The sequence below is a fragment of the Anaeromyxobacter sp. SG17 genome (genome assembly GCF_022690695.1).
Classification (GTDB): domain Bacteria; phylum Myxococcota; class Myxococcia; order Myxococcales; family Anaeromyxobacteraceae; genus Anaeromyxobacter; species Anaeromyxobacter soli.
On record NZ_JALCYX010000010.1, the window covers coordinates 17090 to 30833 of the forward strand.

Annotated in this window: 9 protein-coding genes; 3 read left to right on the plus strand and 6 right to left on the minus strand. The window is 71.4% G+C overall.

The genetic code is table 11. The annotated features are described in order from the left end of the window. Position 1: 1 nt before the first annotated feature. A complete protein-coding gene (gene nuoL / locus MNY60_RS06440; protein WP_242337654.1) occupies positions 2-2032 on the minus strand; it encodes an NADH-quinone oxidoreductase subunit L in 2031 nt (676 codons plus the stop codon). Positions 2033-2160: 128 nt separating this feature from the next. Between nuoL and selA the strand changes: the two genes are divergently transcribed. Continuing rightward, entirely contained in the window at positions 2161-3549 is a 1389-nt protein-coding gene (gene selA / locus MNY60_RS06445) for an L-seryl-tRNA(Sec) selenium transferase (protein ID WP_242360230.1), read from the plus strand. 15 nt (positions 3550-3564) lie between these two features. Here selA and MNY60_RS06450 read toward each other — a convergent pair whose 3' ends face one another. Both MNY60_RS06450 and MNY60_RS06455 read right to left on the minus strand, forming a co-directional pair. Then, complete coding sequence (locus MNY60_RS06450) at positions 3565-4257, minus strand: response regulator transcription factor (RefSeq protein ID WP_242337650.1); 693 nt, start codon at positions 4255-4257, stop codon at positions 3565-3567. A gap of 11 nt (positions 4258-4268) precedes the next feature. Next, entirely contained in the window at positions 4269-5204 is a 936-nt protein-coding gene (locus MNY60_RS06455) for a cell wall metabolism sensor histidine kinase WalK (RefSeq protein WP_242337648.1), read from the minus strand. A gap of 816 nt (positions 5205-6020) precedes the next feature. On the opposite strand from MNY60_RS06455, the gene MNY60_RS06460 reads away from it, so the two are divergent. Then, a complete protein-coding gene (locus tag MNY60_RS06460) occupies positions 6021-8453 on the plus strand; it encodes a hypothetical protein (protein ID WP_242337646.1) in 2433 nt (810 codons plus the stop codon). A 154-nt stretch (positions 8454-8607) separates the two neighbouring features. Here MNY60_RS06460 and fadJ read toward each other — a convergent pair whose 3' ends face one another. Both fadJ and fadI read right to left on the minus strand, forming a co-directional pair. Beyond that, positions 8608-10773, minus strand: a complete 2166-nt coding sequence (gene fadJ / locus MNY60_RS06465; RefSeq protein ID WP_242337644.1) for a fatty acid oxidation complex subunit alpha FadJ — start codon at positions 10771-10773, stop codon at positions 8608-8610. 31 nt (positions 10774-10804) lie between these two features. Beyond that, positions 10805-12112: an acetyl-CoA C-acyltransferase FadI gene (fadI, locus tag MNY60_RS06470; RefSeq protein ID WP_242337642.1), complete on the minus strand. Its 1308-nt coding sequence runs from the start codon at positions 12110-12112 to the stop codon at positions 10805-10807. 167 nt (positions 12113-12279) lie between these two features. Here fadI and MNY60_RS06475 point away from each other — a divergent pair, with 167 nt between their 5' ends. Further along, complete coding sequence (locus MNY60_RS06475) at positions 12280-12759, plus strand: hemerythrin domain-containing protein (protein ID WP_242337639.1); 480 nt, start codon at positions 12280-12282, stop codon at positions 12757-12759. 4 nt (positions 12760-12763) lie between these two features. Here the strand turns inward: MNY60_RS06475 and MNY60_RS06480 are convergent, their stop codons facing one another. Continuing rightward, positions 12764-13738: a ParB N-terminal domain-containing protein gene (locus tag MNY60_RS06480; RefSeq protein ID WP_242337637.1), complete on the minus strand. Its 975-nt coding sequence runs from the start codon at positions 13736-13738 to the stop codon at positions 12764-12766. Positions 13739-13744: the final 6 nt, after the last annotated feature.

Sequence of the window (13744 nt, forward strand, 5' to 3'; positions counted from 1 at the left end):
TCTAGCGCCCTCCCGCGCCGAGCACGGTCCAGAGGATCACCGCCGCGGCGACTGCCATCACCGCCGCGTATCGCTGCAGGTCGCCGTTCTGCGCGACCCGGAACATCGAGCCGGCGGCCCCGACCGCGCGCGCGACGCCGTTCACGAAGAGGCCGTCGATCGCGAAGACGTCCACGATGCGCCACAGGATGTACGCGAGGTAGCGCAGCGGCTCGATGACGAGGAACTCGTACAGCTCGTCGACGCGGAACTTGTCGTACGCGAAGCGGTACAGGCGCGGGAACGCGAGGGCGAGCTTGCGGGGCGCCTCGAGCGCCGGGCCGGCGTACATCGTCCAGGCGACGAGGGTGCCGAGCGCGGCGACGCCCCAGGCCGCGAAGTACGGCCACGCGGGGTGCTCGCCGGCGTGCAGGTGCTCGACCGCGAGGAGCCGCGCGGTCCCCGCCGCGAACACCGGCTCCACGAACCGCTCGAACAGGTGCCCGAGCTGACCGTGCACCGGCAGGGCCAGCACGGTGGCGACGATCGACAGGATCGCGAGGATCCAGAGCGGGAGCGTCATCACCGGCGAGGACTCGTGCGCGTGCTCGGCGGCGTGCGTGCGCGGCTTGCCCACGAAGGTGAGGAAGAACACGCGCGACATGTAGAAGGCGGTGCCGAGCGCCGCGAGCGTGCCGAGCACGTAGGCTATCTCGCCGACCTGGTGCCACGCCGGGTTGTGGCTGAAGAGCGCGTTGCCGAGGATGGCGTCCTTCGACCAGAAGCCCGAGAGCGGCACGAAGCCGGTGATGGCGAGCGTCGCGATCCCGAAGGTCGCGGCCGTGTGCGGCATCTTCTTGAGGAGCCCGCCCATCTTGCGGATGTCGGTCTCGTCGCCCATGCCGTGCATCACCGAGCCGGCGCCGAGGAACAGGCAGGCCTTGAAGAACGCGTGCGTGACGAGGTGCAGCACGCCCGCCCACCAGGCGCCGACGCCCACGCCGATGAACATGAAGCCGAGCTGGCTCACGGTCGAGTAGGCGAGGACCTTCTTGATGTCGGTCTGGACGAAGGCGATGAGCGCCGCGAACAGCGCGGTGAGCGCGCCGACGATCGTGACGGTCGCCATCGCGGCCGGCGCGAGCGAGAACAGGAAGGCGTTGCGCGCGACGAGGTACACGCCGGCGGTGACCATCGTCGCGGCGTGGATGAGGGCCGAGACCGGCGTCGGGCCGGCCATCGCGTCCGGCAGCCAGACGTAGAGCGGGAGCTGGGCGCTCTTGCCGCACGCGCCCACGAAAAGGCCGAGCAGCGCGAAGGTGATGGCCCACTGGTAGGTGCGGCCGGCGAAGGTGCCGACCTGGATCGCCGCCGCCGGGTCGAGCGAGCGCGCGATGGCCTGCAGGTCGCCGTAGCTCGCCGTCCCGAAGATCGAGATGAGCGCGAACAGGCCGACGAGGAAGCCGAAGTCGCCGATGCGGTTCGTGACGAACGCCTTGCGGCCGGCGAACGCCTTCGCCGGGTCCGTGTACCAGAACCCGATGAGGAGGTAGCTGCAGAGGCCGACGCCCTCCCAGCCCACGAACGTCAGCACGAGCGTGTCGCCGAGGACGAGCGTGAGCATCGCCGCGACGAAGAGGTTCAGGTACGTGAAGAACCGGGCGTACCCCGTGTCGTCCTCATGGGACATGTACGACGCGGAGTAGATGTGGATGAGCGTCCCGACGCCCGTGACGACCATGATCATCGTCCCGGACAGGCGATCGACGAGCAGGCCCCACCCGATCGAGATGAGCGCCCGCCCGTCCGGGCCGGCCACGCGGATCCACGGATCGCCGCGGAAGTGCAGGACGGTGCCCTGCAGCGCCCAGGTGAAGGCGATCGTCGAGACGACGAGCGCACCCACCATCGCGCCGAGGGCGATGAGGGTGACGTTCCCCTTCCCGATCCGCCGCCCGATGAGCCCGTTCACGATCGCGCCCGCGAGCGGAAACAGGATGATCGCCCAGAGATAGGACTCTGCCGCCGTGGGAGACGCTACGATAGGGGGCATAGGAGTGCGCGAAGGATTACCCGCTCACGCGTGGTTAGACAAGGCTCTTGTCAGCGGAAAACCTCCGCTAGCATGCGGACATGAAAGCTCCAAATTCGCCCACGGCCCCCCCTTCCGAGGCTCGAAACTTGCCGCGTGCCGACCGGCTGCTCGAAGCGGCCGAGAAGGCGGGGCTGGTGCGGCGGCTCGGGCACGGGGTGGTGATGGAGGCGGTGCGGGCGGAGCTGGAGCGGATCCGGCGCGAGATCCTGGGCGGCGCCCCCTGCCCCCCGCCCGCGGCGATCGAGCGCGACCTCCTCGATCGGCTCGAGGCGGCGTCGAAGGGTTCCCTGCGGCCGGTGATCAACGCCACCGGCGTGGTGATCCACACGAACCTCGGCCGCGCGCCGCTGTCCGAGGACACCATCGACGCGATGCGTCGTGCCGCCGCAGGCTACACGAACCTCGAGTACGACCTCGAGGCGGGCGAGCGCGGCGATCGCTACGGGCACGCCGAGGCGCCGCTCTGCCGGCTCACCGGCGCCGAGGCGGCGGTGGTGGTGAACAACAACGCGTCGGCGGTGATGCTCGCGCTCGCCGCGCTCATGCCGGCCCGGCCGTCGGGCGACGCGCCATTGGACGGGGCGCCCGAGGTGGTGGTCTCGCGCGGCCAGCTCGTGGAGATCGGCGGCGGGTTCCGCATCCCCGACGTGCTGCGCCGCTCGGGCGCGACGCTCGCCGAGGTGGGCACGACGAACCGTACCTACCGGCGCGACTACGAGGACGCGATCGGGCCGCGCACGCGCATCCTCATGTCGGTGCACCGCTCCAACTTCCGCGTGCAGGGGTTCGTGCACGACGCGTCGCTCGAGGAGCTCGTCTCGCTCGGGCGCGAGCGCGACCTGTGGGTGGTGGACGATCTCGGCTCGGGCACCCTCCTCGAGACCGCGCCGCACGGCCTCGGGCTCGAGCCGACGGTGCAGGAGCGCGTGCGCGCCGGCGCCGACCTCGTCTGCTTCTCCGGCGACAAGCTGCTCGGCGGCCCGCAGGCGGGCGTCCTCGTGGGCCGCCGGGAGGCGATCCGGCGCGTGAAGCGCCACCCGCTCATGCGCGCGCTGCGCGTCGACAAGGTCACCCTGGCAGGCCTCGGCGCGACGCTCGCCCACTACGAGCGCGGCGAGGCGCGCGAGAAGGTCCCCGTCTGGCGCGCAATCGCGGCGGCGCCCGAGGCGCTCCGGGAGCGTGCGGAGCGGTGGCGCGCGGCGCTCGGCGCGGCGGGCGGGGGGGCCTCGGTGGTGCCCAGCCGCTCGGCGGTGGGCGGCGGCTCCCTGCCCGAGGTCACCCTGCCGACCTTCGTGCTCGCCCTCCCCGCCGGCGATCCCCATGCGCTGCTCGCGCGGCTCCGCCGCCGGGATCCCCCCGTCGTCGCACGGATCGAGGAGGATCGGGTGGTGCTCGATCCGCGCACGGTCCTGCCCGGCGAGGACGAGCCGCTCGTGCGCTGCGTGAAGGAGGCGCTCGCAGGCGGGAGCCGCTGAGCGCCGGTCGCCGCGTCACGGGTTGAATCTGTAACCGACCCCGCGCACCGTCTCGAGATGCCGGGGGTGCTCGGCGTCGTCGCCGATGTGGGCGCGCAGCCGGGCGATGAAGTTGTCCACCGTCCGTGCCGTGCCGAAGTAGCGCGAGCCCCACACCGCCTCCATGAGCTGCTCACGGCTGAACACGCGGTCGGGGTGCAGGACGAAGAAGGCGAGGAGGTCGTACTCGCGGCTCGTGAGCTCGAGCGCGTTCCCGGCCACCGTCGCGCGGCGCGCGTCGAGGTCGAGCTCGATCTGGCCCACCTTCCGCACGGCGCGGTTCGGGCCGGTCTCGCCGCGCGCGCGCCGCCGGCGCAGGAGCGCGTCGATCCGCGCGAGCAGCTCCTTCAGCCCGAACGGCTTCACCAGGTAGTCGTCCGCGCCGAGCTGGAGGCCGGCGACCTTGTCGCCCTCCTGCCCCTTCGCGGAGAGGATGAGGACGGGCAGCTCGGGGTCGTCCTTGCGGATCTCGCGCACCACCTCGAGCCCGCCGAGCCGCGGCAGCATCACGTCGACGAGGACGAGGTCGGGCTTCTCGGTCTTGGCGAGCCGGAGCCCCGTCTCGCCGTCGCTCGCCGAGCGCACGGTGTAGCCCTCCATCCCGAGGTTCAGCTGGAGCCCGCGGAGGATGGAGGGATCGTCCTCGATGACCACGATCTTCTCGCCCACGTCTTCCCTCCCTACGCCGGCCGCGCCGCGCGCGCGCCTTGCGGCGCCTCGGCGACCGCGCCGAGGGCGGGCAGCGAGATCGTGAACGTCGCCCCGTGGCCCACCTGGCTCGACACCGACACCTTCCCGCCGTGGCCCACCGCGATGTGCTTCACCATCGCGAGCCCGAGCCCGGTCCCCTCGATCGTGCGCGAGAGCGGATCGCGCGCCCGGTAGAACTTCTTGAAGATGCGCTTGTGCTCGCGCTCGGGGATGCCGGGGCCGTTGTCGGTGACGCTGATCTGCACGGTCGGGCCGCTCGCCACGGCGCGCACCGTGATGCGCTTCTCGGGGCCGGTGTACTTGTGGGCGTTCTGCAAGAGGTCGAGGATCGCCTCCGAGAGCGCCTTCCGGTCGGCCATGACCGGCGGCAGGTTCGGCGCGACGTCGCGCTCCACCTCGGCGGGGTGCTGCAGGAGCATGGCCTCGAACGCCTGGAGCGCCGAGTCCACGATGGGCCCCACCGGCTCGCGGGAGAGCTGGTAGGTGCGGCGGCCGGACTCCATGCGCGCCCAGTCGAGGAGCCGGTTGATGAGCCCGGACAGGCGGGCGGTCTCGTCGGAGATGATCTCGAGCGCCTCGCGCTGGCGCGCCTCGTCGGGGATGCGGCCGAGCTGGAGCGTCTCGACGAACATCCGGATGGAGGTGAGCGGCGTCCGGAGATCGTGGGAGACCTTGTTCACGAAGTCCGTCTGGAGCTTCGCGAGCCGGGCCTCGCGGAAGATCACCGCGAGCGTGGCGGCCGACCCGAAGATGGTGGTCGCCACGAGCGCGACGATGAGCCAGCCGAAGACGTAGTCCCGCGGCAGGGTGCCGTAGACCAGGATGAGGATGCCCACCGTCAGCATCAGCGCCGCGGGGACGAAGACGAAGCCGATGACGAGCGGCAGGACGCGGCGGAGCTTCACGGGGCGCCTCGCGGGGGGTCGGATCTCATCTATAGCCCAGGCGCGCCCGGCGCGCCGCGGGTGCTTCCGGGTACGGCCGCGGCCCGCGTGCGCGGGCCTGCGGGGCCTCGGGAGCGCTCGCGCCCTCCCGAGCGGGAACGGCGGACGCGCGCCGGCGTGCTCGCGCAGCCGACGGCGTGCCGGCGGGGCTCATCGAGCGCCTCACGACGACGGGACGCCGTGTCGTGAAGACGCCAGGATCGTCCTCGACCCTGGAACGCGGCGAGCCAGCCTTCACGTTTCGTGCGCGCTACGTGGCGAGGACTCGCTGTCGCAGGGGCACGCTCTCGACCCGGGGTGTCGCCTCACCCGGCCGCGTTAACGATTAGCAAGGGTGAAGCTCAACGGAGCGCAGTCACTACGCTTCTGCCGGTGAACGTCGCCACCGCACCGATCCGAACGCGCGGCGCGCAATTTGCGCGCTTCACGTTTCCCGAGCGTCACACGGGAGGTCCTGCTTCGCGCGTCCGCGCGCAAACCTCCCGTCTCGCCGGAGCCTTATCCGCGAGATCCCGGCTCCGTGCGACGGGCATTGCGCTTCGAATAATTTGCGCCGAAACCAATCCGCTCATTTTGGCTCGCGGCACGCATTCGGGGGTCGGAATGTTGACGCAGGGGGATGCTCGTCGTTCATTCGCGATGTCAGGCAGTTAGCAATTGCTTGAACCACCAATTGCTCGAGATCAACCGTCCGCTGGGGACGTGCGGCGCTCCGAGGTCGGTGGCGCCGCTGGAAAGGCTGCGCGCTCGCGCGAGCCACTTGGAGGGTTTCACCACATGCAGAGATGGATGAACAAGTATGGCGCGCTGCTCTTCGCCGGCGTTCTCGCGGTGACGGGCTGCCAGGGCGAGAAGGGCGCGAACGGTGTCAACGGCACCGACGGCACCGACGGCACGAACGGCCAGGACGGCATGAGCGCGGTCACGGGCAAGCTCAAGCTCGTGATCGACGGCGTCCAGACCACCGCGACCGCGTCGACGCTCACCTTCACGATCTACCCGGCGGCCGCGGCCTGCCCGGGCGGGACCTGTGACGACGCGCTCGGCATGATGACGCAGAAGGTCTTCTACGCCTCGGAGTACGACGCGGCGACGAAGACCTTCACCACCGCGCACACCTTCCAGTTCAACGGCGGATTCAAGTTCAAGGCCATCGTGGACGGCGGCAAGGGAGCTCAGTTCACGGCCGTCACGAAGGCGGGCGTGAACCCGAACTTCGTCCCGGAGACCTCGCAGAGCGCGATGATCTACGGGTACATCGCGGACGCGAACGTCCTCGCGGCGCCGGCGACGGGCCACTACGCCTTCCCGGACAACGTGGCGAGCGCGGGCAAGGTCTACGGCACGATCGACTACGAGTCCTCGGCCAACGTCACCGGCTGCGAGAAGTGCCATGGCAAGCCGTACTCGAAGCACGGCTACCGCCAGGCGACCGTCGTCGGCCTGCCGGTCTTCGCCTCCTGCAAGGCCTGCCACACCGGCCAGCGCGTGGGGTCGGACATGAACTGGCAGGTCATCGTCGACGATCCCGCCGCGTACGCCGCCCTCCCGAAGGACGCCAAGGGCGCGCCGATCCTCACGGACGCGATGAAGACCACGTACGCCTACACGGCGAACGTCATGAACGACACGCACATGTCGCACGCGATGGAGTTCAACTTCCCGCAGTCGATGGCGAACTGCGTCACCTGCCACGACGGCAAGCTCGACGTCATCCTCGCCGACGCCAACTTCAAGATCTCCACCTGCAAGAGCTGCCACCCCGTGAACGGCAAGGGCGGCACCGACTCGAAGCGCGCGCCCGCCCTCCTCGGCGACGGGACGACGACGAACCCGGGCATCATGCCGGCGGCCATCCACGGCAGCATGAACCTGGCCACCACGGACTGCCTCACGTGCCACAAGGCCGGCGGCGCCCGGACGTTCAAGCAGATCCACAGCGGCCGCACCGCGGCGATCTACGACGACAGCGGCGCGCGGTTCGCCGATGCGGTCAAGACGACGATCGACGCGGCCTCGTACGATCCCGCGACGTACAAGCTCACGGTCGACATCAAGATGACCGGTCTCGCGGCGAACGCGCTGGTGAAGCCGACGCTCGTGGTCAGCCTCTACGGCTACGGCACGAAGGACTTCGTCGTCAGCGGCCACAGCACGCAGGCGGACGGCACGACCAACCTCGAGTACACCTACGGCGCGATGCAGCGCGCGAACCCGACGCTGTCCTCGAACAGCGCGCGCCTGACGCTCAGCCCGGACGCTCCGACGGCCGGCACCACCTCGTGGACGGCGGTCGCGGACCTCTCGCTGTGGGCCGCCAAGATCGGCGCGGACAAGCAGGTCCAGCGCGTCGAGATCGCGTTCCTCCCGTCGGTCGGTCGTGACCAGACGGCCCTCGTCAGCGCCACGAACCCGGCGATCGCCGTCACCGGCAAGACCGCCACGCTCGACCTCGTCGGCAGCACGACGCTCGTCGCGGACGCGAGCGCGTACGGCAAGAACATCGTCGACCCGGCGAAGTGCAACGCCTGCCACGACGCGCTCGGCACGACGTTCCACGGCCCGAACTACGGGAGCGCGGGCGTCGTCGCCTGCCGCACCTGCCACACCGTCCAGAGCGGCGGGTCGCACCTCGAGATGCAGTCGCGGTCGATCGACTCCTACATCCACGCGATCCACTCGATGCAGGCGTTCGATCCGGGCGACATCAACTACGCCGATCCGATCGCGGTGCTCCGCCACGAGCTGCACGTCGAGGGTAACTACCCGAACTTCGCCGGGACCCTGAACTGCAACTCGTGCCACAGCAGCGGGACGTACGAGGTGCCTGACCAGACGCGGTCGCTGCCGAGCCTCCTCTCGGGCTCCGACCCCGTCGCGAACCGCAACATCCAGAACGTCCCGAGCTACGTCGTGGGTCCGGCGTCGCGCGCCTGCGGCTCCTGCCACCGCGCGAAGCTCATCAACGAGGACGACGCGGGCACGCTCGCCGCGTTCAACCAGCACACGGCCATGTTCGGCACGCTCGTGGCCGGTACGTCCGCCAACCTCGACGCGGTCACCCAGGACATCATGTCCCAGATCGGCGTCGGCCCGGCGTTCACCGGTACGGCGGTCGCTGGCGCGCAGGTCGAGAGCTGCGTGGTGTGCCACCCGAACGCGGGTACGGACCACCAGGCGGCGTTCGACCGCTGGGCGGACGGCCTCTAGTCGAACCGGCGAGGTGGGGTCCGCCCCACCTCGCTCCCTGATCACGCAGCAGCGTTGAAGACGGGTGAGGCGAGCACGAAGGTGCTCGCCTCACTCATTTTGGAGGATGCGCGGCGGGCGTGCCGGGTGGCCCGGTGCGCCATCGGGCCCGCTCCTAGTGGAAGGGCTTGCCGGAGGCGGCGTGCTCCACGAGGAGCGGCGCCGGCTCGAACCGCTCGCCGTGCCGCCCGCGCAGCGCCTCCAGCCGCCCGAGCAGCTCCTTCGCGCCGAGCTTGTCGGCGTAGCGGAAGGGACCGCCGCGGAACGGCGGGAAGCCGAGCCCGAACACCGCGCCGACGTCGCCGTCGCGGGCGCTGCGGAGGATGCCCTCGCCCAGGCAGCGGATGGCCTCGTTCACCATCTGCAGGACGACGCGCTCGCGGATCTCGTCCTGCGGGAAGATCTTGCGCCGGCGCCCGCCGGGGAGGAGGTCGTAGACGGTGACGTCGACGCGCTTCTCCTTCTTGTCGCCGTACGTGTAGAAGCCCTTCCTGTTCTTCCGGCCGAGCCGCCCCGCGGCGACCACGTCGTGCAGCGCGGCCGGCGGGGCCATGCGCGCGCCGAACGCGCCGTGCAGGATCTTGCCGACCTTCTCGCCCACGTCGATGCCGACCTCGTCGAGGAGCGTGATGGGACCCACCGGGAAGCCGAACTGCACGAGCGCCCGGTCGAGGTCCTCGATCGCCGCGCCCTCCACGAGGAGCTCCGCCGCCTCGTTCATGTACGGGGCGAGGATGCGGCTCGTGTAGAACCCCGGTCCGTCGCCGACCACGATGACCGTCTTGCCCTGCCGCTTGCCGAGCGCCACCGCGGTCGCCGTGGCCTCGGGCGAGGTCTTCTCGGTCACGATGATCTCGAGGAGCGGCATCTTCTGCACCGGCGAGAAGTAGTGCATGCCGAGCACGGTCTGGGGGTGCGCCGAGGCCTCGGCGATCCGGGTGATCGGGATGGACGAGGTGTTCGAGGCGAAGATGCCGGTGGGGTTCACCGCCTCGAACGCGCGGAGCATGTCCTGCTTCAAGGCGAGGTCCTCGAAGACGGCCTCGACGAGCACGTCCACCGAGCCGAAGCCCGACCAGTCGGTGGTGGCGGTGACGAGGCGCAGCTTCTCGTCGCGCTCGAGCCGGTCGATGGAGCGGCGCTTCACGCGCTCGTCGAGGAGCCCCTTCACGCTCGCGAGCGCCTTCGCCGCGGCGCCGTCGTCGCGCTCCCGGACGCGCACCGGGATCCCGGCGTTCGCGGTCACGAAGGTGATGCCGCTGCCCATGAGCCCGCCGCCGAGCACGCCCACCCTCCGCACCGCCCGCGCCTTCACCGACGGATCGTCGACGCCCGTGTCCTTCTTGAGCGCGGTGGTGGCGAAGAAGATCTCCATGAGCCGTCGCGCCACCTCGGAGACGGCGAGCTGGCCGAAGAGCTGCGCCTCCTTCTCGAGCCCGCGCGCGAAGCCCTTCTGGTAGCCGTACTCGACGGCCTCGAGCGCGCGGACCGGCGCGGGGTACATGCCCTTCGTCTTCGCGAGCACCGCCTTGCGGGCCTGGCGGAAGAGCAGCTCGCGCCCGACGAAGTTCTCCTCCAGGGCGACGCGCGTCGCCCGCGCGACCGGGCTCGCCTTCCGCCGCGGCTCGCGGCGGAGCTTGCCCGTCGCGAGCGCGAGGGCGCGCTGCCGGGCGACCGCGAGGAGCAGCTCGGGAGGGACCACCTCGTCCACGAGCCCGATGTTCAGGGCCTTCCGCGGCTTCACCGTCTTGCCGGCGAGGATGAGGTCGAGCGCGGTCTGGATGCCCACGAGCCGCGGGAGCCGCTGCGTGCCCCCGCCGCCGGGGATGAGGCCGAGCTGGACCTCCGGGAGGCCGAGCTGCGTCTTCGGGTCGCTCGTGGCGATCCGGTAGTGGCAGGCGAGCGCCCACTCGAGGCCGCCGCCGAGCGCCGCGCCGTGGATCGCCGCCACCACCGGCTTGCGGTAGCGCTCGAGCCGGTCGAAGCCGGCCTGCATGTCGCGCGCGAGCTTCTCCGCCTCGCCCGCCTCGGTGATCGCCTGGATGAGGTCGATCTTGGCGCCGGCGACGAAGCCGTCCTTCTTGCCGCTCGCGAGCACGATCGCCTTCACCGTGTCGTCCACCGCGAAGCCGTCGAGCAGGCGGAAGAACTCCTCCATCGCCCCCGGCTCGAGGACGTTCACGCTCTCGCCCGGCTCGTCGAGGAGCAGGGTCGCGACCCCGTCCGCGAGGTCCACCCGGAAGCTCCGGCCCTGCCGCTCTGCCGCCTGTGCCGTCATCATGTGCGTCCCTCCGCGACGTCCGGGCCGGTGGTCACTCGCGCTCGAGGACGAGCGCCGCCCCGAGGGCGCCCGCCGCGCACACCGTGATCAGCGCGTGCTGGCCCTTGCGGCGCTCCAGCTCCCGCAGCGTCTGCAGGATCATCCGCGCGCCCGTGGCGGCGAACGGGTGGCCGAGCGCGATCGAGCCGCCGTTCACGTTGAGCTTCGCGGGGTCGATCTCGCCGAGCGGCTCGGGGCGCCCGAGCGCCTTCTCGGCGAAGTCCTTCGAGGCGAAGGCCTGCAGGTTCGAGAGCACCTGCACCGCGAACGCCTCGTGCATGTCCACGAGGTCCATGTCGGCGAGCCGCAGCCCGGCGCGGTCGAGCGCGACCGGCGCGGCGTAGGCCGGCCCCTGCAGGAGCTGGTCACGCGGGTCGAGGGCCGCGTAGGCGTAGGAGCGGACGAAGCCGAGGGGCCTCATGCCGAGCGCGCGGGCCTTCTCCTCGCTCATGAGCACGAGGGCGGCGGCGCCGTCGGTGAGCGGCGAGGCGTTGCCGGCGGTGATGGTGCCGTACCTGCGGTCGAACACCGGGCGGAGCGCCGCGAGCGCCTCGAGCGTGGTCTCCTTGCGGACCACGTTGTCCTTCGCCGAGACCCGCTCGAAGCGCGGCGGCACCGGCACGTGCATGACCTCGCCGTCGAACTTGCCGCTCTCCCAGGCGGCGGCGGCCCGGCGGTGGCTCTCGAACGCGACGCGGTCCTGCGCCTCGCGCGAGATCCCGTTCTTCTGCGCCATGAGCTCGGCGCTCTCCCCCATGGTGAGCCCCGTGGTGGGCTCCTTCAGCGCGGGCGGCTGCGGGGCGAAGTCCTTCGGGCGCAGGGTCGAGAGGATCCGGAGGCGATCGGCGAGGGTCTTCGCGCGCGAGAGCTCCACGAGCCCCTGGGCGAGCGCGCGAGTCGCGAAGATCGGCGCGTCCGAGAGGGACTCCGCGCCGCCCGAGATGGCGCAGTCGGAGTGGCCGAGCTGGATCTGGTCGGCCGCGTCGGTGGTGGTCTGGATCGAGGTGGCGCACGCGCGGGCGACGGTGTGCGCCTCCACGCTCCGCGGCAGCTGGGTGCGCAGGACCATCTCGCGGCCGATGAGCGTCACCGTGGGAGACGGGATCACCTGGCCGAACACCACCGAGTCGAACTCCTTCGGCGGGATCCCGCTGCGGGCGACGAGCTCGTTCACGACCAGCGCGCCGAGGTCCACGGCGGAGAGGTCCTTGAAGTCGGTGCCCGCCTTGACGAACGGCGTGCGGAGGCCCGCGACGACCGCCGCTCGGCGGCCCGGGGGAACGGAACCGTTCATGCCCATGGATCTCTCCGGTTGACTGGGGAATCGGCCGGCTGCTCGGCGATTTTTAAGGACCTTGGCGCGGAGCGTCAACGACGCCGAGGGCCTCCCCCCGGCAGGGCTCGCCCGCCCGCCCGCGGGAGGAGGGTTCTCTTGCGCGTCCCTGGCTTCTCCGACACCATCCCCACATGAAGCGGTCGCGCGCCCTGAAGCCACTCTCGAGCGAGCACCACCAGGCGCTCCTGATCTCCTTCCAGCTGAAGCAGGGGCTCGCCGGCCACGCCGAGTCTGCCGGCGCGCCGAAGGATCTGCCGGGCCTCGTCGCCCTGGCCCGCCGCTTCGAGGAGCAGATCCTCAGGCCCCACTGCCGCGCCGAGGAGGAGCTCATCGGCCAGCACCTCACCGAGGGCGACCTGCGCCGGCTGCGCGGCGAGCACGCCGAGCTGCAGCGGCTGCTCGACGCGGCCCGGGGGGCCCGCCCGGGCGAGCAGCGCGCCGAGCTCTCGGCCTTCGCGGACCTGCTCGAGCGGCACGTGCGCTGGGAGGAGCGCGACCTCTTCCCCTACGCGGAGCTGCACGTGGACGAGGCGGCGCTCGCGACGATCGGCGGCGAGCTCGAGAAGCGGCTCGTCCTCGCGCGGAGCGAGGCGAGGGCCCCGCGCCGCTGACCGGTCACTCGGCCTCCGCGGCCGCGCCGCCCGAGCGCGCCACGTCCTCCCCGCGCACCTTGCCCGGATCCATGCCGCGGGCGCGCTTCGTCATCTGCGCGAAGAGCTCGTCGAACGGCGGCGCGCCGCCCTTCATGAACCGCAGCGGGTTCACGCGCGCCACGACGAACGCCTTGAGGTAGGGCGAGTCGAAGCCGCGCTCCTTCAGGCGCGCCACCGCCTCGGCGACGGCGTCGTCGAGCTCCAGCACCGCCCGCGCGCGCCGCTCGCGCTCGGGGACGGCCTTCGAGAGCTTCTCGTCCACGAAGGCGTCCACCTTCTTGAGGATGGTCGCGTAGGCGCTGCCCGAGAGGCGCGGGCGCTCCTCGTAGGCGAAGCCGAGCGTGACGAGGCCGGCCTCCTCGAACTCGAGCGCCATCTCGCTCTCCGACGGATCGACGGACGCCGCGAGGTCGCGGTACATGCGCACGACCTCGAGCGCCTTCTCGCGCAGGTTGTGGGCCTTCTCGATGTTGAGCGCGAGGATCTGGTAGGCGACCTGCTTCTCCGGCACGACGAGCGCGAGGACGCTCCGCGCGCCGAGCTCCTTGAGCGCCGTGAGCCGGTGGCCGCCGTTCGGCGTGAGCCAGGCGTCCTTCTCGCGCACCACGATGATGGGGTCGAGGTAGCGGCGGGTCTTGTCCATCGCGACGGTGAGCTTGCGCACGTGCGCGTCGGAGACGTCGCGCTGGAACGGCGTGCGCTCCACCTTGTCCACCGGCAGCGCGGCGAACAGCAGGGCGTGGCCGCCGAGCGGCTCGCGGTAGGCGGCGAGCACCGCGCCGCCGTCCCGCTCGATCTCCCCGGCGAGCTCCTCGAGCTCCGGGGGACGCTCGGCGAGGGCGAGCTGGGGCGGGGCGAGCTCGGTCGGCGTGAGCTTCACCCCCTTGCGGGCGCGCGGCCGCCCGCTCTTCGTCACCGGCCGCTTCTTCTGAGCCATGAACCC

Excerpts from the sequence above, each read along its gene's own strand:
- fadJ (WP_242337644.1), bottom strand. The coding sequence starts at position 10,773 with ATGATGACGGCACAGGCGGCAGAGCGGCAGGGCCGGAGCTTCCGGGTG.
- nuoL (WP_242337654.1), bottom strand. The coding sequence starts at position 2,032 with ATGCCCCCTATCGTAGCGTCTCCCACGGCGGCAGAGTCCTATCTCTGG.
- MNY60_RS06475 (WP_242337639.1), top strand. The coding sequence starts at position 12,280 with ATGAAGCGGTCGCGCGCCCTGAAGCCACTCTCGAGCGAGCACCACCAG.
- MNY60_RS06460 (WP_242337646.1), top strand. The coding sequence starts at position 6,021 with ATGCAGAGATGGATGAACAAGTATGGCGCGCTGCTCTTCGCCGGCGTT.
- fadI (WP_242337642.1), bottom strand. The coding sequence starts at position 12,112 with ATGGGCATGAACGGTTCCGTTCCCCCGGGCCGCCGAGCGGCGGTCGTC.
- MNY60_RS06480 (WP_242337637.1), bottom strand. The coding sequence starts at position 13,738 with ATGGCTCAGAAGAAGCGGCCGGTGACGAAGAGCGGGCGGCCGCGCGCC.